This is a genomic window from Nocardiopsis oceanisediminis (assembly GCF_048595525.1).
GTDB classification, from domain to species: Bacteria; Actinomycetota; Actinomycetes; order Streptosporangiales; family Streptosporangiaceae; genus Nocardiopsis_A; species Nocardiopsis_A oceanisediminis.
The window spans coordinates 2,183,577-2,209,017 of record NZ_JAFMZJ010000001.1 but is presented as its reverse complement, the minus strand read 5'-3'; the positions used below and the strand labels follow the sequence as shown (position 1 = coordinate 2,209,017).

Annotated in this window: 15 protein-coding genes; 6 read left to right on the top strand and 9 right to left on the bottom strand. The window is 77.5% G+C overall.

The window, feature by feature from the left end; all coding sequences use genetic code 11:
* The first annotated feature begins 122 nt into the window (after positions 1 to 122).
* Positions 123 to 587 (top strand): acyl-CoA thioesterase, encoded by a 465-nt coding sequence (locus J0910_RS09900; RefSeq protein WP_420158227.1) that lies wholly within the window; start codon positions 123 to 125, stop codon positions 585 to 587.
* Here the strand turns inward: J0910_RS09900 and J0910_RS09895 are convergent.
* Positions 566 to 1,936 (bottom strand): MFS transporter, encoded by a 1,371-nt coding sequence (locus J0910_RS09895; protein ID WP_420158226.1) that lies wholly within the window; start codon positions 1,934 to 1,936, stop codon positions 566 to 568. The two genes, J0910_RS09900 and J0910_RS09895, sit on opposite strands and share 22 nt — an antisense overlap.
* Positions 1,937 to 2,834: 898 nt before the next feature.
* On the opposite strand from J0910_RS09895, the gene J0910_RS09890 reads away from it, so the two are divergent.
* From J0910_RS09890 to J0910_RS09880, 3 genes are all read left to right on the top strand, one after another.
* Positions 2,835 to 3,653, top strand: coding sequence for a 3-hydroxybutyrate dehydrogenase (locus J0910_RS09890; protein WP_420158225.1), 819 nt, complete (start codon positions 2,835 to 2,837; stop codon positions 3,651 to 3,653).
* Positions 3,638 to 5,590, top strand: a complete 1,953-nt coding sequence (locus tag J0910_RS09885) for a helix-turn-helix domain-containing protein (protein WP_420161938.1) — start codon at positions 3,638 to 3,640, stop codon at positions 5,588 to 5,590. The genes J0910_RS09890 and J0910_RS09885 overlap by 16 nt, the downstream gene beginning before the upstream one ends.
* A 593-nt stretch (positions 5,591 to 6,183) precedes the next feature.
* Complete coding sequence (locus J0910_RS09880) at positions 6,184 to 7,368, top strand: MFS transporter (RefSeq protein WP_420158224.1); 1,185 nt, start codon at positions 6,184 to 6,186, stop codon at positions 7,366 to 7,368.
* Here the strand turns inward: J0910_RS09880 and J0910_RS09875 are convergent.
* The 8 genes from J0910_RS09875 to cobC all read right to left on the bottom strand — a co-directional run bounded on the left by J0910_RS09875 (position 7,349) and on the right by cobC (position 22,878).
* Positions 7,349 to 7,837 carry a globin gene (locus J0910_RS09875; protein ID WP_420158223.1) on the bottom strand — a complete coding sequence of 163 codons (489 nt, stop codon included), beginning with the start codon at positions 7,835 to 7,837 and terminating at the stop codon, positions 7,349 to 7,351. The two genes, J0910_RS09880 and J0910_RS09875, sit on opposite strands and share 20 nt — an antisense overlap.
* 127 nt (positions 7,838 to 7,964) lie before the next feature.
* Positions 7,965 to 10,718, bottom strand: coding sequence for an energy-dependent translational throttle protein EttA (ettA, locus tag J0910_RS31310; protein WP_474646590.1), 2,754 nt, complete (start codon positions 10,716 to 10,718; stop codon positions 7,965 to 7,967).
* Between the two features lie 92 nt (positions 10,719 to 10,810).
* The gene (locus tag J0910_RS09860; RefSeq protein ID WP_420158222.1) at positions 10,811 to 12,091 is read right to left on the bottom strand and encodes a GGDEF domain-containing protein; all 1,281 of its coding nucleotides are present in this window, start codon (positions 12,089 to 12,091) and stop codon (positions 10,811 to 10,813) included.
* Positions 12,092 to 13,059: 968 nt separating this feature from the next.
* On the bottom strand, positions 13,060 to 15,711 hold the full coding sequence (locus J0910_RS09855; RefSeq protein ID WP_420158221.1) for a GTPase: 2,652 nt from the start codon (positions 15,709 to 15,711) through the stop codon (positions 13,060 to 13,062).
* On the bottom strand, positions 15,708 to 17,474 hold the full coding sequence (locus tag J0910_RS09850) for a GTPase (RefSeq protein ID WP_420158220.1): 1,767 nt from the start codon (positions 17,472 to 17,474) through the stop codon (positions 15,708 to 15,710). The genes J0910_RS09855 and J0910_RS09850 overlap by 4 nt, the downstream gene beginning before the upstream one ends.
* 61 nt (positions 17,475 to 17,535) lie before the next feature.
* Positions 17,536 to 18,834, bottom strand: coding sequence for a uroporphyrinogen-III C-methyltransferase (gene cobA / locus J0910_RS09845; protein WP_420158219.1), 1,299 nt, complete (start codon positions 18,832 to 18,834; stop codon positions 17,536 to 17,538).
* Positions 18,835 to 19,375: 541 nt separating this feature from the next.
* Complete coding sequence (cobT, locus tag J0910_RS09840; RefSeq protein ID WP_420158218.1) at positions 19,376 to 21,697, bottom strand: nicotinate-nucleotide--dimethylbenzimidazole phosphoribosyltransferase; 2,322 nt, start codon at positions 21,695 to 21,697, stop codon at positions 19,376 to 19,378.
* Positions 21,698 to 21,747: 50 nt separating this feature from the next.
* Positions 21,748 to 22,878 (bottom strand): Rv2231c family histidinol phosphate aminotransferase CobC, encoded by a 1,131-nt coding sequence (cobC, locus tag J0910_RS09835; RefSeq protein WP_420158217.1) that lies wholly within the window; start codon positions 22,876 to 22,878, stop codon positions 21,748 to 21,750.
* Positions 22,879 to 23,430: 552 nt separating this feature from the next.
* On the opposite strand from cobC, the gene J0910_RS09830 reads away from it, so the two are divergent.
* Together J0910_RS09830 and J0910_RS09825 are read left to right on the top strand one after the other, a co-directional pair.
* Entirely contained in the window at positions 23,431 to 24,822 is a 1,392-nt protein-coding gene (locus J0910_RS09830) for a cobyrinic acid a,c-diamide synthase CobB (RefSeq protein WP_420161936.1), read from the top strand.
* Complete coding sequence (locus J0910_RS09825) at positions 24,819 to 25,421, top strand: GNAT family N-acetyltransferase (RefSeq protein WP_420158216.1); 603 nt, start codon at positions 24,819 to 24,821, stop codon at positions 25,419 to 25,421. Before J0910_RS09830 ends, J0910_RS09825 begins: the two co-directional genes overlap by 4 nt.
* Positions 25,422 to 25,441: the final 20 nt, after the last annotated feature.

Here is a 25,441-nt window from a genome sequence, read left to right as displayed (position 1 = left end):
GCGGGCGGCCCGCCGGGCGCGGCACAATCGGCTGGTGGGCGGTCCGGTACGCCCACCGCGAGCGGGTGCCGTGCGCACGGGCCGCCCGGGATCACAGAGGCGAAGAGGCAGGGACCTGAGCAGTGGTGGAGATCGCGACCGAGGCGCCCCCCGGACGGACCGAAGGGGGCGGTGAGCGCCACGTGCACCTGGCCCAGGTCCGCTTCGCCGACCTCGACCCGCTGAACCACGTCAACAACGTGCGGATGCTGACCTACCTGGAGGACGCCCGGATCGCGTTCCTCAAGTGGGACTCCGAGCCGGACGACGGCGGGGAGCGGCTGTTCGGCGCGCTGGTCGTCGCCCGGCACGAGGCGGACTACCTGCGGCCGCTGCTGCTCCGCCGCGCCCCGGTCCGGGTGGAGACCCGGGTCACCGAGGTGCGCAACGCCAGCTTCCGGCTGGCCTACGAGATCCTCGACGACGAGGCGGTCTACCTGCGCGCCGAGTCGGTCATCGTCGGCTACGACCTGGACCGCCAGGCCGCCCGCCGGCTGGACGCCGGCGAGCGGGCCTACCTGCTGCGCTACCGGGACCCGGCGGCCTGACCCGGGTCGGCCGCCCCGTCCGGCTCGGGGCGCTCGGCCAGGTCGCGGCCGCGGGTCTCCGGCGACGCGGCGACCGCCGCCAGGGTGAGCACCGACGCCGCGGCCACGTAGACCGAGATCGGCACCGAGGAGGCGAAGGCGGCCAGCAGCGCGGTGGCGATGAGCGGCGCCAGGCCGCCCGCGACGATCGAGGCCAGCTGGTAGCCGATGGAGGCGCCGGAGTAGCGCGTCCGGGTGCCGAACAGCTCGGAGAAGTAGGCGGCCTGCGGCCCGTACATGGCGGCGTGCAGCACCAGGCCGACCGCGGCGGCGGCGAGCAGCGCGCCGAACGTGCCCCGGTCGATGATCGGGAAGAACGCGAACGCCCAGGCGCCCACCCCGACCGCGCCGAAGGCCACCACCGGGCGGCGCCCCACCCGGTCGGAGAGCAGCCCCCACAGCGGGATGGCGACCAGCTGCACCACCGAGGCGACCAGCAGCGCGTTGAGCACCGTGCCGTTGTCGACGCCGGCCTCCTGCACCGCGTAGACCAGGATGAACGCCGTGATGACGTAGTAGGAGATGTTCTCCGCGATGCGCACGCCCATCGCCACCAGCAGCTCGCGCCAGTGGTCCCGGAGGACCAGCAGCAGCGGGGCCCGCTCGACGGCGCCCTCGGAGGTCCGGGCCTTCTCCGCCCGCGCGGCCGCCTCCAGGAAGACCGGGGACTCCGACACCGCCAGCCGGATGTAGAGCCCGATCAGCACCAGGATCCCGGAGAGCAGGAACGGGATGCGCCACCCCCAGGCCTCGAAGGAGGCGTCCGACATGGTCGCGGCCAGCACCGCGAGGACCGCGGTGGCCAGCAGGTTCCCGCAGGGCACGCCGGCCTGCGGCCAGGACGCCCAGAAGCCCCGGTGGCGCGGGCTGCCGTGCTCGGAGACGAGGAGCACCGCCCCGCCCCACTCGCCGCCCAGCGCGAAGCCCTGGATGAGCCGGAGCAGGATGAGCAGCAGCGGCGCCAGCAGGCCGATCGTGGCGTAGCCGGGCAGCAGCCCGATCGCGAACGTCGATGCGCCCATCATCAGCAGGCTGATGACCAGGAGCTTCTTCCGGCCGATCCGGTCTCCGTAGTGCCCGAAGACCAGGCCTCCGACCGGCCGGGCCACGAACCCGACCGCGTAGGTGCCGAACGCCAGCAGCGTCCCGGTCAGCGGGTCGGACTCGGGGAAGAACACCGAGCCGAACACCAGCGCGGCCGCGGATCCGTAGAGGAAGAAGTCGTACCACTCGATCGTGGTACCGATCAGGCTGGACGTCACCACCTTCGCGAACGAGCTGCGCGGGGTGCCGTCGCGGGTCGTGGCCATGGGGTTCTCCACCTTTTCCGCACGGTCGGGGGGGGGATGATCCGAGGCCCTCCGGACGCCCGGAAGGCCTCGGCAGCTGCACCGTAGGCCGCCCAGTGTGGCCCATGCCATGGCGGCCGCCCACTCACGGTGCGGCGCGCCCATGTATCCCGGACACATTCCCGGACCCGCACCCGGCCGGCGGACCGCCCGCGCGGCGGAAGGAGCCGCCGAGAGGCCCCCTTCCGCACCCGCTCCGGGCGCGGGCACCGGGGGCGGAAGCGGCGGCTCTCGCCCCGCGCACCGGCGGCCGGGGAAGGAGGCCGGGCCGAGCGGGGTCCGGACGGCCCCGCCGGGGCCGCGGCCCGCATGCGCCCGGGAGCGGCCTTCCCGGGCCACTCGGGGCGGCCGCCGGGACCGCCCCTTCCCCGCGAAGGCAGGTGCGCTCGGCCCGTCCGGCGGCGGCGGCCCTGCACCGGGCCCGGAGGCGCCCCCGGGCCCGCGCCTTCCGCCCCGCAAGAAACCGGAGCGGCGGCGAGACCCCCGTTCCCGGCGAGCATCCGCCCCGGACCGGTGCCCGCCTGCCGGATATGCGGCCGGGGCGGCGTCGGCCCTGCTCCCCCGCCGGAACCGGATCCGGGGCCGACCCGGCGCCCGGGAGGGGCCGCGCGGGCCCCTCCGGGGGCGGCCGCCCCCGCTGCACCGGTGGGGGTCCCCGGGCCGCAGCGGAGCGCGATCCCGAAGGCCGGCGGCGCCCGCGCGGGCCGGGCCGGCGGGGCATGTCGTCCGCCGCCACTCCCGGACCGCCCGGCATGGAGGCGGGCCCCATGCGCCGGGGGGCCGGGCGCGCCTAGATTGAGCTGCGACCGCTCCCCGCCGGGGCTCCGGCCCCGGCCCCGTGCAGGACCAGGAGGGCTCGATGGCCACCACCGACCAGCGCGCGCAGCCTGCGGCGCCCCCGCCGGCGCCGACCGCGGCCGAGGCGTCCGCCCCGCTCGACCTGCGCGGGCGGACCGCCGTGGTGACCGGCGCCGCCTCCGGCATCGGCCGGGCGTGCGCGCTGCGGCTGGCCGCCGCCGGCGCCGAGGTCCGGCTGGTGGACCGGGACGCCGATGGGGTGCGCGCGCTCGCCGAGAGCGGCGCGGGCACCGCCGTCCCGGCCGACCTGGCCGATCCCGACGCCGCCGAGGAGATCGGCAGGGGCGCCGACATCGTGCTGAACAACGCCGGTTTCCAGCTGGTCTCCCCGGTGGAGGAGTTCCCCCCGGAGGAGTTCTCCCGGATGCTGCGGGTCATGGTGGAGGCGCCGTTCCGCACCGTCCGGGCCGCCCTGCCGCACATGTACCGGCGGGGGTGGGGCCGGATCGTGAACGTCTCCTCGGTGCACGGGCGGCTCGCCTCGCCCTACAAGTCGGCCTACGTCACCGCCAAGCACGCCCTGGAGGGCCTGTCCAAGGCCGTCGCGGTGGAGGGGGCCGCCCGGGGCGTCACGTCCAACTGCGTCGCCCCCGGCTACGTGCGCACCCCGCTGGTCGAGGCCCAGCTCGCCGATCAGGCCGCCGCGCACGGCCTGGACCCCGGCGAGGTGGCCGGGCGGGTACTGCTCGCCCGCACCCCGGCCAAGCGGCTGCTGGAGCCCGAGGAGGTCGCCGAGGCCGTCGCCTACCTGTGCGGCCCCGCCGCCTCGTTCGTCAACGGGGCCTCGCTCACCCTCGATGGCGGCTGGAGCGCCGGGTGACCCGGTCGGTCCCGCCGCCGGACCCGGCCGGCCCGGAGAGCGCGCAGACCCAGTTCCTGCGGCTGCTGCTGCGCGACGCGCCCGCCGTGGAGTACGAGCGGCCGCTGATGGAGGCGCGGGCCGCCGGGCGGGACCCGGAGGCGCTGGCCGGGCTGGAGACCGCGAAGGTGCTCGCCCTGGAGGTGCGCACCGTGCTGGCCGACCGGCGGCGGCGCGAGTCGGAGCTGGCCGCTCTGTACGAGACCGCGAACGACCTGGCCGGCATGCGCGACCTGGACCGGGTGCTCCGCGCCATCGTGGACCGGGCCCGCAACCTGCTCGGCACCGACACCGCCTACCTGACGCTGCGCGACGCCGATCCCGGGGACGGCGGCGGCACCGTCATGCGGGTCACCTCGGGGTCGGTGTCGGCCCGGTTCCAGCGGCTGCGGCTGAGCCCCGGGGACGGGCTGGGCGGACTGGTGGCGCAGACCGCGCTGCCCTACGTGACCGCGAACTACTTCGCCGACACCCGGTTCGCGCACACCGACCCGATCGACACGGCCGTCAGCGAAGAGGGCCTGATCGCCATCCTCGGGGTGCCGCTGCAGCTCAACGGCCGGGTGATCGGGGTGCTGTTCGCGGCCAACCGCCGGGAGCGCCCCTTCTCCCGGGACGAGGTGGCGCTGCTCGGCTCGTTCGCGGCGCACGCCTCGATCGCGATCGACAACGCCGGCCTCATCGAGGACACCCGGGCCGCGCTGGCCGAGCTGGGCGAGGCCAACCAGCGGCTCACCCTGCACAGCACCGGCGTGGAGCGGGCCGCGGCCGCCCACGAGCGCTTCACCGACCTGGTGCTGCGCGGCGGCGGGATGGAGGAGGTGGAGGCCGCGGTCAGCGAGGTGCTGGGCGGATCGGCGGTGCTCTACGACGCGGACCCGCCCGGGGCCGGCCTGCGCGGCCCGGACGGCCCGGCCGGGGAGGACGCCGAGGCGGTCCGGGCCGCGCAGGCCGGCGGCCGGGTGGTGCAGGTCGGCGGGACCTGCGCCGCGCCGGTACTGGCCGGCGGCGAGCCGCTGGGCACCCTGGTATTGCGCGGGGTCCGGCTGGACGCCGCCGACCGCCGGATCCTGGAGCGCGCCGCCCTCGTGGTCGCCCTGCTGCTGGTGATGCGCCGCTCGGCGAGCGAGGCCGAGCACCGGGTCCGCGGCGACCTGCTGGATGCGGTGCTGGACTCCCCGGACGACGCCGACGCGCTGCGCCGCCGGGGGCGGCTGCTCGGCGCCGACCTGGACGCCCCGCACGTCGTGGTGGTCGCCGAGGCGCCCGGGGCGCACGCCGGGCGGCTCCGCTCGGCCGCCCAGCACCTGGCGGAGACCGGTGACGGCCTGGCGGGGACGCGGGCCGGCGGCACCGTGCTGGCGCTGCCCGGGAAGGACCCGGCCGAGGTCGGCGCCCGCGCCGCCGAGGCGCTGTCCGCCGCGGTGAACACCCCGGTGACCGCGGGCACCGCCGGCCCCACCGCGGGGGTGCCGGCCTTCCGGGGCGCCTACACCGAGGCGCGGCGCTGCCTGCGGGCGCTGGTCTCGCTGGGCCGCACCGGGGACGTGGCCTCCCCCGCCGACCTGGGTTTCCTCGGGCTGCTGATCGGCGGCGACCGGGACGTCCCCGGGTTCGTCGAGACGACCCTGGGCCCGCTGCTCGCCTACGACCGGGAGCGCGGCACCGCCCTGGTGGAGACGGTGCGCGCCTACTTCGCGCACGGGTCCAGCCCGGCCCGCGCCAAGGACGCCCTGCACGTGCACGTGAACACCGTCGCCCAGCGGCTGGACCGGGTCGGCCGGCTGCTCGGACCGGACTGGCAGAGCCCGCCGCGCGCCCTGGAGCTCCAGCTCGCCCTGCGCCTGCACGCCCTGCTCGGCGGCGGCCTGGACCTCGACCCGCCGCACGGTGGCTGACCCCGCCGCTCCCCGCCTCCGGGAGCCGGGGAGCGCCCGGCCCCGATCGGGTGGCGGCCTCCGCCTCCGTTCACGGCCGGCGGCCTCCGCCGGGCCCCGCCGGCCCGCGCGAGGCCGGTGTTCTCCACCCGCCACGGCGGCGCGGAGAGCGGCCGGGAGCACCCGGCGGAGCCCGGCCCGGCGCACCCGCCTCCGGGCAGGGGCCGCCGCTCCGCCGGCCCCGCACCCGCCCCTCCGCCGCCGGACGGGAAGGGGGGCGACCGGAAGCCTGCGGAAAGGGGCGCCCAGCACCCGGCTCCCGCCGGTTCTTCTCCAGGTACAAATCCCCGGGGCCTCCCGGACCGGCCCGAAGAACCGGGTACGGGCGCCCCGGCCCGCGGGCGGGACTCACCGCTCCGCCACCGGGCGGGAAGGGGCGACCGGAGCACAGCGCCCGGCCTCTGCCGGCCTCTCCGGGCATGGGCTCCCCTGGACCTCTCGGGTCGGTCGGACCGGTCCCGAGGAGCCGGGCATGCCGGGAGCCGGTTTCCGCTCGAGCGGAAGCCGAGGGGGCGCCCGCCAGGGGCGGAACCGGGGCGAACTACCCTGGCCGGGTGCGGGTGCGCAATCGTTGGGTGATCCTCTGTGTGAGCATGGCCGCCCAGGTGGCCAGTGTCACCTCGCTGTACGGGGTGCCCTTCGTCCTGCCGCAGTTGCGGGACGCCTACGGGATGACCACGGCGCAGGCCGGGATGCTCGCCGGTCTGCCCGCGTTCGGGCTGCTGCTGACCCTGCTGCTCTGGGGCGTGGTGATCGACCGGTTCGGCGAGCGGGCCACCATGGCGCTGAGCCTGGCCCTGACCGCCGGGGCGCTAGGGCTGCTCGCGGCCGTGCGCGGGCCGCTGGGGGTCGGCGGCGTGCTGCTGCTGGCGGGGGCGGCCGGCGGCCCGGTGAACGCGGCGAGCGGCCGGCTGATCCTGTCCTGGTTCTCCGCCCGGGAGCGCGGGCTGGCGATGGGGATCCGGCAGTCGGCGCTGCCGCTGGGGATGGGGCTGGCCGCGCTGGTCCTGCCCGCGGCCGCGGAGCGGTGGGGGTTCCTCGGCGCGATGATGCTCCCGGCCGCCGCGGCGGCCGCCTCCGCGCCGCTGGTGCTGCTGCTGTCCGCGCCGCCGCCCCCCGAGGCCGGGGCGGACGGGCGGCCCACCGGGGACGCGGCCTCCGGCCGCCGGGGCTCGCCGTACCGGGGGCGGACGCTGTGGCGGGTGCACGGGGTGAGCATGCTGCTGGGCGTCCCGCAGATCGCGCTGGTGACCTACGCCCTGGTCTACCTGGTGGAGGAGCACGGCTGGGCCGCGCCCGCGGCGGGCGCGGTGGTGGCCGCCGCCCAGGTCCCCGGGGCGCTGGGCCGGCTGCTGCTGGGGGTCCTCTCGGACCGGACCGGGGAGCGGATGCGCCCGGTGCGGGTGCTCTCCGCAGTGTCCTGCGCGGCGCTGCTGCTGCTCTCCGCCGTGCCGGCCGCGCTGCCGTGGACCGCGGTCCCGCTGCTGCTCGGCTGCCTGGTGCTGTCGATGTGCCACAACGGGCTGACCTTCACCTCGGTCGCCGAGATCGCCGGGACCTCCTGGGCCGGCCGGGCGCTGGCCGTGCAGAACTGGCTCCAGGCGGTCAGCACGACGCTGACGCCGGTGCTGATGGCGGCGGTCATCACCGGGGCCGGCCTGCCCGCCGTGTTCGCGGTGAGCGCGCTGTTCGCCGCCGCCGCGGTGGCGGCGGCGCCGGTCACTTCAGGGAGATCGTGACGGTCTCGCCGTCGTCCGGGTCCTCACCGGACCGGTCGGCCCCGGGCCCCCGGGCGACGGTGATCCCGGTGGGGTCGGCGACCTGCCGGACCGGTTCGTCCTCGGGCACGTTCACCATGCTGTGCGCCGCGTAGACCATGTACTCCCAGAGCCGCGCCTCCAGTGCCTCGGGGAGCTCGAGGGAGCCGACGGCGGCGCGCATGTGCGCCAGCCAGCGGTCCCGCTCGGCGGCGCCGATCCGGAACGGCACGTGCCGCATGCGCAGCCGCGGGTGGCCGCGGAGCTCGTTGTAGGTGCGCGGGCCGCCCCAGTACTGGATGAGGAAGAGCCGCAGCCGCTCCTCGGCCGGGCCCAGATCCTCCTCGGGGTACATCGGCCGGAGCACCGGGTCGTCGGCGACGCCCTCGTAGAACCGGCGGACGAGGCGGGTGAAGGCCTCCTCGCCGCCGACGGCGTCATAGAACGTCACTTGGTCATCGCGCGCGGAAGTCATAGTCGCCGACCAGCTTATGCGGTGGGGCCGGGCGGCGCGCAACCCCCGGTCCGGCGCCCCGCGCGGAGGGCGCCGGACCGGGGGCCGCGCCGGCCGGCGCGGGTCAGTCCCGGGTGAGCTTGCGGTGGGTGACCGCGTGCGGGCGGGCGGCCTCCGGGCCGAGCCGCTCGATCTTGTTCTTCTCGTAGGACTCGAAGTTGCCCTCGAACCAGAACCAGTCCGAGCCGCCCTCCCAGGCCAGGATGTGGGTGGCGACGCGGTCCAGGAACCACCGGTCGTGCGAGGTGATCACGGCGCAGCCGGGGAAGTCCAGCAGCGCGTTCTCCAGCGACCCCAGGGTCTCCACGTCGAGGTCGTTGGTGGGCTCGTCCAGCAGGAGCAGGTTGCCGCCCTGCTTCAGGGTGAGCGCCAGGTTGACCCGGTTGCGCTCACCGCCGGACAGCACCCCGGCCGGCTTCTGCTGGTCGGAGCCCTTGAAGCCGAACGCCGCGGCGTAGGCCCGGCTGGGGATCTCCACGTTGCCGACCTGGATGAAGCTCTCCCCGTCGGAGATCGCCTCCCAGACGTTCTTGTCGTCGGCGATGCCGGCCCGGTACTGGTCGACGTAGGAGACCTTCACCGTGTCGCCGACGGCGACCGAGCCGGAGTCCGGCTGCTCCTCGCCGACCAGCATCTTGAACAGGGTGGTCTTGCCGACGCCGTTGGGGCCGATGACACCGACGATGCCGTTGGGCGGCAGGGAGAAGCTCAGGCCGTCGATGAGGACGCGGTCCCCGTAGCCCTTGGTGAGGTTCTTGACCTCGACCACGGTGCCGCCCAGCCGCGGGCCCGGCGGGATCTGGATCTCCTCGAAGTCCAGCTTGCGGGTCTTGGCGGCCTCGGTGGCCATCTCCTCGTACCGCTGCAGCCGGGCCTTGCTCTTGGTCTGGCGGGCCTTGGCGTTGGAGCGGACCCACTCCAGCTCCTCGGAGATCCGCCGGGCCTGCTTGGCGTCCTTCTGTCCCTCGACCTTGAGCCGGGCGGCCTTGTTGTCGAGGTAGGTCGTGTAGTTGCCCTCGTAGGGGTAGAAGCGGCCGCGGTCCAGCTCCAGGATCCAGGTGGCCACGTGGTCCAGGAAGTACCGGTCGTGGGTGATGGCGACGATGGTGCCGGGGTACTTCGCCAGGTGCTGCTCCAGCCACTGCACGCTCTCCGCGTCCAGGTGGTTGGTGGGCTCGTCGAGCAGCAGCAGGTCGGGCTGCTCCAGCAGCAGGCGGCAGAGCGCGACCCGGCGCTTCTCACCGCCGGAGAGGCTGGTGACCGAGGCGTCCCCGGGCGGGCAGCGCAGCGCGTCCATCGCCTGCGCGAGCTGGCTGTCCAGATCCCAGGCGTTGCGGTGGTCGAGCTGCTCCTGGAGCTTGCCCATCTCCTCGAGGAGCTCGTCGGAGTAGTCGGTCGCCATCTTCTCGGCGATCTCGTTGAAGCGGTTCAGCATCGCCTTGGTCTCGGCGACGCCCTCCTCGACGTTCTCCAGCACGGTCTTGTCCGCGTCGAGCTGGGGCTCCTGCGCCAGCATGCCCACGGTGAACCCCGGCATCAGGCGCGCCTCGCCGTTGGAGGGCTGCTCAACGCCGGCCATCACCTTCAGCAGGGTGGACTTGCCCGCGCCGTTCGGCCCCACGACACCGATCTTCGCCCCGGGGAGGAAGGAGCCCGACACGTTGTCCAGGACGACTTTGTCGCCGTGCGCCTTGCGCACGTTCTGCATGGTGTAGATGTACTCCGGCATGCCTCCCAGCCTAGGGCCATCGCCCAGGTGCCCGGGCCCGTACCGGCGGTCCGGGGGCGGCCGGCCGGGACCGCGCCGCACCGGCCACTCCGCGGCGGGCGGGCGCCAGCCGCCCGGCGGCACACCGGCCTCCAGGGCCCGGCGGATGAGGGCCGCCATGGAGTAGCCCGGAGCCGCCCGGGCCACCCGGTCCAGTGCCGCGTCGGCCAGTGCCAGGTCGCCGCGGAGCCAGGCCGCGAAGGCGAGCAGCGACCCGGGGGCCGCCGTGTAGCCGGGGTCGGCCAGGCGCAGCACCCGGCGCCACAGGTCGACGTGGACCCCGGCTTCGGCGGGGTCGATGCGGAGCCAGGCCTCGTCGCGCACCTCGACCGAGACGAGCAGCAGCGCGAGCCAGGCGACGGAGGCCGGGTCCTCCGGCGGGCGGCCGGCCCGGGCGGCGTCCACCGCGGCGCGGACCGCGCGCTTCCCCTCGGCCCGGAACGCGGTGCGGAAAGGGGCCTGGCCGCCGGGATCGCGGCGGCTCCACAGCCGGGCGCAGCGCGCCTCGGCGGCGACGGTGGCCCGGTCCATCCGGGCCCGCGGCTCCCCGGTGGCCGGGGCGATCGAGTCCAGCAGCGCCGCACGGTCCGGCCAGGCGCTGAACCCGCGGGCGACCGCCTCGGCGACCGCCGCGGAGCCGGCGGGGTCGACCGGGTTGCCCTCCGGCGGGCAGCACGACGGCGAGGCGCACAGGTAGGACCAGTACCGGCCGCCGGTGACCCGCAGCGCGTCCCGGAGCTCGACGCCGTGCGCGCGGGCCGCCGCGGCGAACGCGTCCACCTGCGGGGTGATCCGCTCGGCCGGGCCGTAGCCGATCAGCAGGGCGGTCTCGCAGCCGTGGTCGCGCAGCGCGCGCAGCGAGCGCCGGGCCACGTCGCCCGGGTCGGGCAGGGGCGGGCGGGAGCACATCACGAACCGGATCCGGCCGGTGGTGCCCTGCACCCCGACCACGACGACGGCGTCGCTCGGGTGGTATCCGACGAGGTAGGGGACGACTCCGATGACGTCGCCGGCGCGGCGGACGGAGATCCAGGGGGTGGCTGTTTCCATGCGCTCACCGTGCGTCACGGCGGCGGGCCGCGGCAACGGCGCGTTCCGGGCTGTGGACGGCGGGGCTGTGGACGGCGGTCCGGCCGATCCGCTCAGGCCTCCAGCACCCGGGGCTCCCCGGTGACCGCGGGGTCGGCCGGGCGGCACTCCGGGACCGCGTCCTCGCCGCGCTTCTGCCCCGGGATGGCGGCGGGGCCGGCCGCGACCGGGAGGCGGACCCGGTCCCGCCCCTCGTCCTTGGCCCGGTACAGCGCGAGGTCGGCGATGGTGAGCAGGTCGACCAGGGTCTCCCCGTGCAGCGGCAGCAGCGCGATGCCGACGGAGACGGTGATGGTGATCTCGCCCTGCCCGGTGGGCGGGCGGAGCAGCCCCACCCGGTAGCGCAGCCGCTCCGCGACGCGGCACGCCTCGGCCATGTCGGCGTCGCTCAGCAGCACCACGAACTCCTCGCCGCCGAACCGGCCGATCAGGTCCCCGGTGCGCAGCTGGCCGCCGAGGGTGTCGGCGACGGCCTGCAGGATCTCGTCGCCGACCAGGTGCCCGTAGGTGTCGTTGACCCGCTTGAAGTGGTCGATGTCGACGATCAGCACCGCCGCGGGGCTGTTCTCCCGCCGGGCCCGCTGCAGGCCGAGCTCGGCCTCCTTCTCCCAGGTGGTGGCGTTGAGCAGCCCGGTCTTGGGGTCGTTGCGCGCGGCCGCCTGCAGCTCCTCGAAGAGCAGGCTGCGCTGGAGCATGAGCACCGGCGGCAGCGCGAGGACGAGCAGCGGCGTGGAGAGCCCGGCCAGCACCGCGGCGGTGAGGCCGGCGCAGATCTCCACGCCGGCGACGGTCACCGCCTCCCGGCCGCACAGCATCCGCAGCGGCGCCCCGCCGCCGCTGAGCCGGACCGCGGTGGCGATGATGCCGGTGTTGACCACGGTGAACAGGACGCAGGCCGCCACCCCGGCCAGTACGCCCTCCGGGGTGGCCAGCAGCTCCGCGGCCCCCGCCGGCCCCCCGGCCGCGGCGGCGTCCGCGGCGGCGAGGTGGAAGACCCAGGAGGCGGCGGCGCCGGCGAGCCCGACCGAGGCGGCGTTGAAGGTCCGCCGGTGCGCGGGGATCCGCCGGATCCGGTACTGCAGCAGCAGGTAGACCGGGGCCGGGATGAGCAGCGCGTAGGCCGGCGGGAGGAGCAGCAGGGTGGGGAACCACCAGGCGCCGAAGAGGTCGCGGGTGACGCCCTGCGGTGAGCCGAGCCTGCGCATCCCCTCGACGCACAGCGCCGCGCAGAGCACCAGGCCCCCGAAGAGCAGCAGGTCTTCGGCGCGGACGGGCGGGAGTGCGAGCAGCGCGAGCACGGCGGCGGCCAGGGCGCAGGCGGACACGGCCCCCATGAAGGCCAGCAGGGGCCGGGGCAGGTCCTTCGGGTATCGGGGCAGGGACCGCGCAGGAGCCGTACCGCGCCGATCCATCGCCACCTCGTTCTCCCCCCGATCCCAGGGTCGACGGCCAGAGGCGCCGGCGCAGCCGGGCGGCGGCCCCCGGACCGTGAATCACGGTCAGTGACAGCCTAATCGCCGATTGTACAAGGGGAGAGGGAAACCGCCATATTGCCGAGCTCCAGCAGGCCTCGGCCGCCTGCCCGGCGCCGGCCGCACCGTTCGCGGCGCTCCGAACCGCTGCGCCCCGTTTCTCCTGTTATCCGGCGTACCTCCCCCGGCGGCCCGGAACCCGGGCGGCGGCGCGCGAGGGCCGCTGAGAACGCCGGCGGAAGGCCGCTTCGCCGGGGCTCCGCCCGGTGGGCCGCCCCGCCGAGGGCCGGGCGGGCATCCGGTCCGGCGCCCGCAGGCGGCCCGGCCGGAAGATCCGGGCCGGCGCGGGCGGACGCCCCGGCCGCGGCCCCTCCCCCTGCGGTCGGATCGGACATCCGCTCCGCGGCACAGGCGACTCGGATGCGGCAGAGGTCCGCCGGCGCCCGGCACCGCCTCCGAGGACCGGAGCCGCGCGGCCGCCTCCGGCACGCAGGGCCCTTCAGGGTCCGGCAGAGCACGGACCGAGTGCGGGCCGACTCGGGTGCGGCAGGACGTCCGCCGGCGCGCCCGGCGCCCCGCCCTGCCCCCCGGGGGACCGGAGCCGCAACCGGCCGGGCCCGCGCGAGCGCCCTCAGGTCCGCAGGACGCTCCGGGGTCCGGCCGGGCGCGGACCAGGCACAGGTGGGCCCGGATACGGGCCGGGACCGGCGCGAAAGGGCGTCCGCCGGCGTGCACGGCGCCCCTGCCCGCGGAGCCGTGCGGGCGCGGGCCGGGGAGGGACGTTCCGGCGGGCGCGCGCCCGGCCCCGGCGGTCCGGGACCGGGCCGGGGTCAGGCCTCGCCGCGCGCTTCGGCCAGGGCCGCCTCGAAGGAGCGGTAGCGGGCCAGTTCCCGCTCGACCGGGGCGATGACCTGCTCCTCCGCCACCGCCTCGACCCGTTCCGCGCAGGCCGCCTCGGTCGCCTCGCGCTCCTTGGCGGCGGCGTCGGAGACCAGGTTCCGGCAGCCGATCGAGGTGAGCCAGCCGGCCAGCAGCGCCGCGGCCGCGACGGCCGCCGCCAGCCCCAGGAAGAGCGGCGAATCCAGGAACGCGAGGCCGGTGAGGCCGCCGGCGAGCCAGCTGACCAGCACCACCGCGAACCAGGCCAGCGCCGCCCCCGCGGCCGCCACCAGGGTGTACTGCAGCGCGCGCACCGCCCCCCACCAGGAGGGCTCGGCGACGTCCGAGGGCAGCACCGCCGCCACCTCGGAGCCCAGCGCCTCGGGCAGGCCCTCGGTGCCGGAGCGCGCGGCCGCGCGGAGGCGCTTGGGCCACGGGGCCGGCAGGCCGCCGGCGACCGCGTCCGCGGTGGCCACCGCCGCCTTCTCCACCTCGGCCTGCTGCGGCGCGACCGGGCTCGCCGCCGCGTCCGAGGAGTCGCGCAGGAAGTCCATGCCCGCGGCGCGCACCGGGTCGCGGCGGAACCGGCTCGCCCAGCGGGTGACCGGCCAGCCGACCCGCCGGGTGCCGCGCCGCGCGTGGCGGGTCTCCACCGCGTCGGCCAGGGCGTCGGTGCCGCAGGCCTCCAGCAGCCGGGCGGCCAGCCGCCGCCGGTCCGGCTCGGGCACCTCCTCCGGGGCGCTCCCCTCCCCGGACCGGTAGGGCTCGAACTCCTCGACCACGCCTTCCAGGTCGGCGACCAGCCGGTCGACCGCGGCGCGCCGCCCGGCGACCGTCTCGGTGAGCAGTTCGCGCAGGTCGCGGATGCCGTGGCCGGTGAGCGTGGAGGTGGTGAGCACCCGGGGGTGCACCCCCGACTCGGTCTCCAGCAGCCGGCGCAGGTCGGTGAGGAGCTCCTCCAGCTCGTCGGGCTCGACCCGGTCCACCTGGTTGAGCACCGCGACGGTCACCGCCCCGTAGCCCGACATCTCGGCCAGGTAGCGGTGGTGCACCGCGGCGTCGGCGTACTTCTGCGGGTCGAGCACCCAGACCAGCAGGTCGGCGGCGCCGATCAGCCGGTCCGCCTCCGCGGTGTGCACGGCGCGCACCGAGTCGTGGTCGGGCAGGTCGAGCAGGATCAGCCCGGACAGCTCGGAGTCGTCCCGGTCCAGTTCGCTGGTGCGCGAGTGGCGGTGCCGGGGCGGCACCCCGACCCAGTCCAGCAGCTCGTCGGCGCCCTCGGTGCCCCACACGCAGGCGTGCGCGGCGGAGGTGGTGGGGCGGGTGATCCCCACTCGGGAGAACTCCAGCCCGCACACCGCGTTGAACAGTGAGGACTTTCCGCTGCCGGTGCCGCCGGCCAGCGCCACCACGGTGTGGTCGGCGGAGAGCCGCAGCCGCGCGCCGGCGTGGTTGAGCATGTGCCGGGCGGCGGCGGCCCGCTCCGGGGCGATGTCCTCGCCGCCGATCTCCACCGCGGCGGCCAGCCCGTCCAGCCGGGCGACCAGCTCGGCGCGGGAGACCTCGGGGTGCGGCTGCCAGTGCTCCCGGGTGTCCGGGCGGTACTCGTCGTCATCGCCATCGGCGCCGTCCACGGTGAAACCGGGGTCCGGCGTCCAGGGCGCGGGGCCGTCGTCCGGTTCGGCCCCGGTGCCGCCGTCCTCCTCGGCTCCGTGCTCCTCCGGGGCGCCGGCCTCCGGCTCCTCCTCGACGGAGGGCCCGGCGAAGGGCTCGGCGCCGGCGGGCTCCGGTTCGGGGAGCCCGGCATCGGCGGAGCCGGTGCCGGCCGGCTCGGGGCGCTCCGGCTCCGCCGCTCCGCCGGCATCGGTCCCGGCGCCGCTCCCGGCGTCCTCGGCGGCCGGTTCGGGCTGCGGCCGCACGATGGGGATCTCGCCGGTGCGGCGGCCCGCGATGCGGGTGTCGGCGTCGACGGCCTCGGTGAGGCTGCCGACCCAGCCCGCCAGGTCCTCCGGGTCGTCCATGTCCCCGGCCGCCGCGCCCTGTCCCTGAGCGGGCGCGGGGGCGCCGGCGTCCTCCTCCGGCCCTTCCGGCCCCTCCGGGGAGGCCGGGCCGCCGTCCGGCCGCTCGTGCGCGCTCCCGGTGTGCGGCGCCTCGGCCGGGCCGGGGTCCTGCTCGGCCCGGCGGGGCGCGGCGTGCCGGCCCCGGCGCGCCGGGGCGGAGGGCTCCGCCCCGGCTGCGGCCTCGGATCCGGCATCGGCTCCGCCGTCGGCGTCCGCGGCGGGCGGCTCGGCGGCCTGCCGCTCGGGGCCGTCCTCCGCGGTGGGCCAGGGCCCCTGCTCCGCCTCCCCGTCGCCCCCGCCGTCGCCGGTCCGCTCGTCGACGGCCCGGCGCAGCTCGGGGTAGGACCGGTCCGGCCCGCTCCGGGCGGGCGGGAGCGGCCCGCCGCCCTCTCGGGGCAGCCAGCCGGCGTCGGCGCCGGCGGTGGGCACGATGTACCCGCTCCACCCGTCGGAGGCGGCCCGGGGGGCCTCCTCCCGCTGCCCGGCGCCCTCAGGGGCGTCCGGTTCCTCGCCGGTGTGGGCGGGGTTCCGCTGACTCGTCATCGCGCAATCTCAAGGTTGTACGTGGCCTGGTAGAGCTGGACGGCGTCGTCCTCGTCCGGCAGCCCCGCGGCCGCCAGCGCGTCGGTGAAACGGCGCTTCTCCCCGCTCAGCAGCGTGCCGATCCGCCCGCGCAGGTCGTCGCGCGCCGCCACCCCTATGCTACGCAGCGCCTCCGCGCCGAAGAGGCCCTTGAGCAGGCGCTGCGGCGAGGGGCCGGAGCCGCGGCGCCCGGCCTCCACCGCCGGGTAGCCGAGGAGTTCGACGATGAGGATCAGGGTGAACGCCTCCTTGTCGAAGGTGACGAACTTGGCCACCGACCGCTTGGTCGCGCCGTCGGCGGTGAGCATCTCGGCGACCCGGTCCTGCCAGCCGGAGAGGGCCTCGCGGGTGCGGCGGGAGAACGCCTCCGGCGGCTCGTCCTGGTAGGCCTGGGCGAGCACGCCGCCGCCGGGGACCCGGTCCCACTCCTCGCCCACCCGGTCGGCGGCCCGCTCCGCGGCGGAGGCCACCAGCGCCTCCAGCGCGTCCAGCACGGCGCCGCGCAGCGCCTCGATCCGGGGGGCGGCGGCCTCCACCGCCTTGGCCTTGCGCTTTCCGCGCAGCCGCAGGGTGCGCACCAGCTCGCCGCTGGCGGCGATGTCCTGCCAGCGGGCCAGCACGTTGCCGCGGACCAGGGAGCCGTCCTCCAGGGCGTCGGAGACCTCCTCGGCGGCGTCGCCGTAGGCCTCGCGAACCGTCTCCGAGAGCCGCTGCCTGACCTCCACCTGCACCTCGACCTGGCGGGCGAGCTCGGGGACCCGGGTGCGGAAGCTGTCCACCACGCCGATGAACGTCCGCCGGGTCACCCGGTCCCGGCGGGCCAGGTCGCCCGCGACGTCGGCCAGGTAGGAGCGGATGGGGTCGGCGGTGTTCGCGGTGAACCGGCCGCCGGCGATCTGGTCGGTCTCGGGGATGGAGAACCGGGTGGCCCCGCCCAGCCCGTTGGCCTGCAGCATCGCGGAGAAGTGGTCGAGCAGCTGCTCCCGGCCGCGCTCGGGGACCCGGGAGAGCACCACCGCCAGCGAGGTGTCCCGGTCCCGGGCGACCTGGAGGAACTCCCAGACCCGGGCGTCGGCGTAGCGGCGGCTGGTGGTGACGAACACCCACAGGTCGGCGGCGTCCAGGAACTTCGCGGCGAACTCGTGGTGCGCCGCCACCGCGGAGTCGACGTCCGGGGTGTCCAGCAGGGCGACCCCTTCGGGCATCGACTCGCTGGCGGCCAGCACCAGCATGCCGTCCTTGCCGGGCATCGCCAGGCCCTGCTGGCGCACCCGGGGCAGGGTGGGCAGGAACGAGGCCTCGCTGAACCAGTCGACGTCGGCCGGGTTGCACGCCAGGACCGGGCTGTTGGTGGTGGGGCGGCGCACGCCGGTGGTGGTGACCTGCTCGCCGACCAGGCTGTTCACCAGGGTCGACTTGCCCGCTCCGGTGGAGCCGGCGACCGCGATCAGCAGCGGGGTGTCCGGGCGGCGCACCCGGGGCAGGACGAAGTCCTCCAGCTGGTGCAGCACGTCACCGCGGGCCGACTCGCCCTCGGCGGACCCGGGCAGGCCGTCGGCGAAGCGGACGCCGCGGATCCGGCCGCGCAGGTTCTCCAGGATCTGCTCGAAGCGGGCGTCGCCCGTTCCTCCGCTCCGGTGCTTGGCCCGGCCCTGCGCGGCGCCGTCGCCGGTGCGCCCGGAGCGGGTCTGCGCCGCGTCCGGAGCGGCAGGCGGCCGAGACATGGCGCTTCCGCCCTTCCCATCGGTCGTCAGGTTCAAGGACCCGGTTCCCCCTACGTGCCCGTCACTGCCCCCGGTCACCGCCGCGTCCGGCGGAGCCGGCACCCGGTCGCTCCGCGGACCCGCCCGGCCCTCCGTGCAGTATGTCAAGTTCCCGGGCCACATCGACCACTTCGCCGACGATCAGCACGGCCGGGGGGCGCACCCCCGCGTCGCGCAGCGCCCGCCCCGCGGTGCCCAGGGTCGCGGTGACCGTGCGCTGGGAGGGGAGTGTGGCCTCCTGCACGGCGGCGACGGGGGTGTCGGCGGAGCGGCCCCCGGCGATCAGCGCCTCGGCGATCGCGCCGGCCCGCTCCACGCCCATCAGCACCACGACCGTCCCCCGGGAGCGCGCCAGCGCCGCCCAGTCCACGGTGGACCGCTCGTCGGAGGGCGCCACGTGCGCGGAGACGACGTGCACCTCCTGGGAGACCCCCCGGTGGGTGGCGGGGATGCCCGCCGCGGCGGGGCCGGCCAGCGCGCTGGTCACCCCGGGGACCACGGTCACCGGGACGCCGGCCGCGGCGCAGGCCGCCGCCTCCTCCCCGCCCCGGCCGAACACGAAGGAGTCGCCGCCCTTGAGCCGGACCACGAACCGGCCGGCCCGGGCGTGCTCGACGAGCAGCCGGTTGATCTCCTCCTGCTTCATCGCCCGCCCGTAGGGGATCTTGGCCGCGTCGACGACCTCCACGTCGGCGGGGAGCCGGTCCAGCAGCGAGGTCGGGGCGAGCCGGTCCACCACCACCACGTCGGCCTGGGCGAGGAGCTGGCGGCCGCGCACGGTGATCAGCCCGGGGTCGCCGGGGCCGCCGCCCACCAGGGCGACGCCGCGCAGCGGCTCGCGGCCGCGGCGCGCGTCCAGGGAGCCGTCGCCGAGCCCGTCCACCACGGCGTCGCGCAGCCCGGCGGCGCGGCGAGGGTCGCCGTCGGCGATGACGCCCACGGTCGCCCCGGCGGCGGAGCCGGTGGCCGGGGTCCAGGCGGCGGAGGCGTGCCGGTCGTCGGCGCGGACGCTCCAGATCCGGGCGGCCTCGGCCTCGGCGGTGACGGCGGTGTTCACGGCGGGGTCGTCGGCGGCGGTGTGCACCAGCCAGAAGTCGCCCAGGGAGCGGTCGGTGACGTCGCCGGCCCGGAAGGGGCGGCGGTGCCAGGCGATCCGGCCGGCGTCGGCGAGGCCCTCCAGGGCCGGGGTGGCCTCCGGTGCGATCAGCACGACCCTGGCTCCGGCCTCGACCAGGACCGGGACCCTGCGCTGGGCGACCCGTCCACCGCCGACCATGAGAACGTCGCGCCCGTCCAGGCGCAGGCCGAGAAGGTACGTCACCGGGGCAGTCCTCCAGATCCGTGTCCGGGGCCCGGCGGGTTCGCCCCCGGGTCCCCGTTCCCGCCGCCCGCGACGGCGGCGGAGCGCCTTGCGTGGTTCCGTCGGCTTCCCGGCCGCGCGCCGCCGCGCACGCCGGTCCGCGCTCCCCGGCCGCCGCCGGCCGCGGCGTCGGGATCGCATCCGCCGCTGCCGCGGCGCGGGGCCGCCGACCGGGCCCCGCCCCGGGGCGGACCCCGGTGGCGCCGGCCCGCTCGGCTCCGCCGGAACCGCGTCCCCGGCGAACCGGTTCGCGTCCTGCGGGCCCGCGGGCTGGTACGCAGATCGTACCCGCCCGCTTCGTGGGCAGGTGGCCGGAGGATGTGTTTCCGCACGCCCTGTCCGGCCCCGCCCGCCCGGTCCGGGCTCCGCGACCATCGGCTTCCCCGCCGGTCGCGGGCTCTCCGGCCCCGCGCGGTCGTAACGCGATCGGTACCCGGCGCCGGGGCGGGACGCGGCCGGGGAGGCGCGGATCCGTGCCCGCGTCTCCCCGGTCGGAGCGGCCTCAGCGCTCGGTCACGCCGGCGTCCTCGAAGGTGGCCACGTCGCGCAGGGCGCGGGCGGCGGCCTGCAGGACCGGCAGCGCGAGCAGCGCGCCGGAGCCCTCGCCCAGCCGCAGGTCCAGGTCGACCAGGGGGTGCAGGCCGGTCCGGTCCAGCACCGCGGTGTGGCCCGGCTCGGCGGAGCGGTGCCCGGCGAAGCAGGCCGACATCGACTCCGGGGCCAGCGCCGCGGCGGCCAGCGAGGCCGCGCCGGCGATGACGCCGTCGAGCAGCACCGGCACCCGCAGCGCCGCGCCGCCCAGGATGAACCCGGCGAGCGCGGCGTGCTCCAGCCCGCCGACCGCGGCCAGCACGCCGACCGGGTCGGCCGGGTCGGGCCGGTGCAGGTCGAGCGCGCGGCGCACCACGTCGATCTTGTGCGCGTGCACGGCGTCGTCCACCCCGGTGCCCCGGCCGGTGCACTCCTCGGGGTCGGCCCCGGTGAACGCGGCGATCAGCGCCGCCGCCGGGGTGGTGTTGGCGATGCCCATGTCCCCGGTGACCAGGCAGCGGTTGCCCGCCGAGACCAGGTCGCGGGCGACCTCGATGCCGGCCTCGATGGCGTGCTGGACCTGGGTGCGGGTCAGGGCGGGGGCCTGCGTCATGTCCGCGGTGCCCCGGGCGACCTTGCGGGGCAGCAGCCCCGGGACGGACGGCAGGTCGGCGACGACGCCGACGTCGACCACGGTCACCTCGGCCCCGGCCTGGGCGGCGAAGGCGTTGGCGACCGCGCCGCCGGCCAGGAAGTTGTGCACCATCTGCCCGGTGACCTCCTGCGGCCAGCCGGTCACCCCCTGGGCGTGCACGCCGTGGTCGCCGGCGAAGATGGCCAGCGCCGCGGGCTCCGGCAGCGGCGGCGGGCACTCCCCCACCAGGCCGGCCAGCTGCACCGAGACGTCCTCCAGCACGCCCAGCGAGCCCAGCGGCTTGGTCATCCGCCGCTGCCGGTCGGCCGCCTCCTCGACGGCCCCGGCGTCCAGCGGGCCGATCGCGGCGACCGTCTCCTCCAGCAGGCTGGTGGCCTCCTCGCCGGGCAGACCCCGGCGGCCGTAGTGGTCGCGGTGGACCGCCCAGGAGAGGGGGCGGCGGCGGGCCAGGCCGCCCAGGGAGAGCTCCGGCTCGGTGGGGAAGTCCTCCACGTAGCCGACGCACAGGTAGGCGACGACCTCCAGGTGCGGGGGGAGGTCGAGCAGGCGGGCGACGTCGCGCTCGCGGAGCAGGCTGACCCAGCCGACGCCGAGCCCTTCGGCGCGCGCCGCCAGCCAGAGGTTCTCCACCGCCAGCGCGGCGGAGTGCGCGGCGGTCTGCGGCTGCGCGTGCCGGCCGAGGGTGTGCCGGCCGCCGCGGGTCGGGTCGACGGTGACCGCGACGTTGACCGGGGTGTCCAGGATCGCCTCGGCCTTGAGCCCGGAGAAGGCGCGGGCGCGCGCCGCGGGCAGCGCCCCGGCGTAGGCGTCGCGCTCCTCGGAGACCAGGCCGTGCACGCGCCGGCGGACCTCCCCGTCGTGGATGACCACGAAGTCCCACGGCTGGGAGAACCCGACCGAGGGCGCCTGGTGGGCGGCGTCCAGGACCCGGGTGAGGACCTCGTCGGGCACCGGGTCGGGCCGGAAGCCGATCCGGACGTCGCGGCGCTCCCGGATGGCCCGGTACACGGCGTCGCGCTCGGCGCCGGAGAAGGCGTTGCGGTCCGGGTCGGCCGCCGGCGGCGCCTCGGCGGCGGGCGGCTCCGGGGCCTCGGCGGCCGGGGGCGCCGCCGGGGCGGCGGGCTCGGGGGCGGGGTCCGGGTGCTCCGGGAGCGGAGCGGCTGCGGAAGCGTTCACGTCGGCCTCGGGGTTCTCGGGTGCGGGCGGCTCGGCGGGTGCGGCGGCCTCGGCGGCCTGCGGCGCGGCGGCCGGCTCGGGGGTCTGGGGGGCGGCCGGCTCGGGGGCCGCGGAGGGCGGTGCCGCCGGTGCGGCGTGCGCGCCGCCGGTCGCGGTCCCCTGCCCGGCACCGGACGCCGGGGCCCGGCCGGGCGGCGGCTCCTCCGGCGGCCTCGGGGGCTGCGGGGCGCCGCGGAACGGGATGACGTTGGGCCGGTCCGCCCCGCCCTTGCCCGGGGCCGACCGGGACGGCGGCGTGTGGAACGGGTTGCCGCGCTGGGGCGCCGCCGCGCGGCCCGGCTCCGGGCGCGCGGCCGCGCCGCGCCCCGGTTCGGGCAGGCCGTCCAAGAGCCCGCCGCCCGCGCGGTCCTGGTCCTCGTCGGATCCCCGGCCCGCCGGGGAGCGGTGGTCGTTACCGGTCATTGCGCTTCCTCACCGGAGCCCGGTCGGCTCCGCCTCTCGTCGGCACGTCGTTATCCCCCCTGCTCCCCCTGACTCCGTCCCGTCGCCGGCGGAGGCGGATCCGGGGCCTGCCGCGGACCGCTCCCCCGTTCGGTCGAGAGCAACTCTGCCAGAGTCCGGGCCATCCGGAGGGAAGTCCCCGGTTCCCGGACCGCGACCCGGATCCAGTCCGGCCCCAGCCCGGGGAAGGTGTCGCAGCGGCGGACCGCGATGCCCCGTCCGCGCAGCCCGGCCCGGATCCGCTCGCCGCCCTCCACCCGCACGAGCAGGAACGACGCGGCGGCTCCGGGGAGCACCCGGGCGCCGGCCCGGGCGAGCGCCGCGGCGAACCGGTCCCGGTCGCCGGCCAGGTTCCGGGCCCACTCCTCGGCCTCGGCGAGCGCCTCCGGGGCGCAGCAGGCCTCGGTGGCGGCCAGCGCCGGCGTGGAGACCGACCAGAGCGGCTGCCCTCCGGCGAGCGCGTCCACCAGTGCGGCCGGGGCCAGCAGGTAGCCGGCGCGCAGCCCGGCCAGCCCCCAGGTCTTGGTGAGGCTGCGCACCACGACCAGCCCGGGGAGGTCGCCGCGGGAGGCCAGCGACTCCGGTTCGCCGGGGACGCAGTCGGCGAACGCCTCGTCGACGACGAGGACCCGGCCGGGGCGGGCCAGCCCCGCCAGGGCCTCGGCCGGGTGCAGCACCGAGGTCGGATTGGTCGGGTTGCCCAGCACCACCAGGTCGGCGTCGCCGGGGACCCGCGCCGGGTCGAGGGCGAAGCCCTCCCCGGGGTCGAGCAGGACGCGCTCCACCCGGTGCCCGGCGGCGCGCAGGGCGGCCTCGGGCTCGGTGAACTGGGGGTGCACCACCACCGCCCGGCGGGGCGACAGGGCGCGGGCGAGCAGCACGAACGCCTCGGCGGCTCCGGCGGTGAGCAGCACCTCGCCGACCGGGCGGCCGTGCCGCCGGGCGACGGCGGCGCGCGCCGCGGCCGGGTCGGGGTAGGCCGCCAGGCCGGACAGGGACGCGGCGATCCGCTCCGCCAGCCACGCGGGCGGCGTCCCGGTGCGCACGTTCACCGCGAAATCGACCAGTCCGGGACCGGTCTCCGCGTCACCGTGGTGGCGCAGGTCGATCCCGTCCCCGCTCTGCTCGGCCCCGACCGCCACCGGTCGTCCTCCCCCGCTCCGCTCTCCCCCCGGAAACCGGGGCACTCCGGACACTCCGCGACCTTATACCTCTGGGCCTCCCCCGCGACCTGCGGCCCTGCACCCGGGGGCGGGCTCCGAGCCTCCCGGGCCGCTGACCCGGCGGCGGCGCCGGAGCGGGCGGGGCGGGGGAGTGTCCCGTCCCTCCCCGCGACGGCCTCGGCCCCGGGGCGCCGCCCTCCGGAAGGCCGCCGCTCCGGCGGACGGCCGCGGCGGCCTGCGGCCGAGCGCACGCCTCGGCCGGCGATCGGGGGACTGACGGGCCGGGCGGGAGCCAGCCGGCCCGTGCCGCACGGCGCCCGGGAAACGGCACCGCTCGCCGTGCCCGCCCCGCCACCGCCGGAGCGGGCCGCGCTCCCCGCGCGCGGCCCGGCCTCCGCGAGAGCGGGACGGGGCGGTGCGGGGCGGCGGGCCCGGAGGGCCCCTCGCGGGTCCTAGCCTTGTCAACCGGCTCGGTCCGCGTCCGGCGCGGGCCCGGAGAGGACGGAGGAGCAGGTGCGCAGCATTCCGCGGGTGGTGATCGCGGCGCCGGCGTCGAGCGGCGGCAAGACGACGGTCGCCACCGGCCTGATGGCGGCGTTCGCCGCGCGCGGCGCGGAGGTGTCCGGGCACAAGGTCGGCCCCGACTACATCGACCCCGGCTACCACGCGCTGGCCACCGGGCGCCCGCCGCGCAACCTGGACCCCGTGCTCTGCGGCGAGGAGCGGGTCGCCCCGCTCTTCCTGCACGGCGCGGCCGGCGCGGACATCGCGGTCGTCGAGGGGGTGATGGGGCTGTTCGACGGCGCGTCCCGGCCGCACCGGCACGGCGGGCCGGGCGACTACGCCTCCACCGCGCACGTCGCCGCGCTGCTGGGCGCCCCGGTGGTCCTGGTGGTGGACGCCTCCCGCACCTCCCGGTCGGTCGCCGCCCTGGTGCACGGCTTCTGCACCTACGACCCGGGGGTCCGGGTGGGCGGCGTCATCCTCAACCGGGTCGGCTCCGACCGGCACGAGGAGCTGCTGCGCGAGGCCTTGGAGGACACCGGCGTCCCGGTGCTCGGCGCGCTGCGGAGCAGCACCGGGGCGGAGACGCCCGCCCGGCACCTCGGCCTGATCCCCGCGGCCGAGCGGACCGCGCGCGCCCGGGAGGCGGTCGGCGCGCTGGCCGCCCTGGTCGCGTCCTCCTGCGACCTGGACGCGGTGGCGGCCCTGGCGGCGACCGCGGGCCCGCTGCCCGACGCGCCCTGGGACCCGGCCGCGGAGCTCGCCGCGGCCGCCGGAGCCGAAGGGCCCGCCCGGACCGGGGCCGCCCCGGTGCTGGCGGTGGCCGGCGGCGCCGCGTTCACCTTCGGCTACACCGAGAACACCGAGCTGCTGCGGGCCGGCGGCGCGGACGTCGCCGTGCTGGACCCGCTGCGCGACGAGGCGCTGCCCGAGGGGGCGTCGGGGCTGATCGTCGGCGGCGGCTTCCCCGAGGTGCACGCCGACGCGCTCTCCGCGAACCGGCCGCTCCGCGAAGCCGTGGCCGGCTTCGCCGCCCGGGGCGGGCCGATCGCGGCCGAGTGCGCGGGCCTGCTCTACCTGGCGGAGAGCCTGGACGGCGCGCCGATGTGCGGGGTGCTGCCGGCGAGGGGGCGGATGACCGACCGGCTCACCCTGGGCTACCGGTCCGCCGTCGCGGTCTCCGACTCGGTGCTGGCGCGCGCCGGCACCCGGGTGCGGGGCCACGAGTTCCACCGGACCGCACTGGACCCGGCGCGCGGCTCCACCGCCGCCTGGCAGTGGAGCGGTGATGGCGCCGAGGGGTACGCGAGTGCAACGATGATCGCGTCATACCTGCACCTGCACTGGGCCGGGGCGCCGGCGCTCGCCGCCCGCCTCCTGGCCTCGGCGCGGGACCGGACCGAGAAGGGACGCCGATGAGCTCCGCCCCCGGCCCCGCCGCCGACTCCACCGGTGAAGGGACCCGGCGCATGCCGATGGTGGTCCTGGAGACCGAGCGGCTGACGCTGCGCGCGTTCACCGAGTCCCTGGTCGACGACGTCCTGGCGGCCATGACCGACCCGGAGACCCGGCGCTGGCTCCCGCTGCCCGAACCGGGCCGCCCCTACACCCGCGCCGACGCCGAGGAGTGGTGCCGCGTCACCGCCCCGTCCATGCGGGCCTCCGGCGAGGGGCAGCAGTGGGCCGCCGCGGTCAGCGCCACCGGCGAGTTCGCCGGCGCCGTGGGCCTGCTCCGCACCCGCTGGGCCTCCCGCACCACCGAGGTCGGCTACTGGTTCTCCCCCGGCCTCCGCAGCTCCGGCCACGCCACCGAGGCGGTCACCGCCGTCTCCCGCTGGGCCATCCTCGACCAGGAGATGGAGCGGGTGGAGCTCAAGGCCGCCATCGGCAACACCGCCTCCCGCCGCGTCGCGGAGAAGGCCGGCTTCACCTTCGAGGGCGTCGAACGCAACGCCATGCCCCTCCACGAAGGCCGCACCGACCTCGCGGTCTACAGCCTCATCCCGTCCGACCTGTGAGCCGGTCCCCGGTGGCGCCC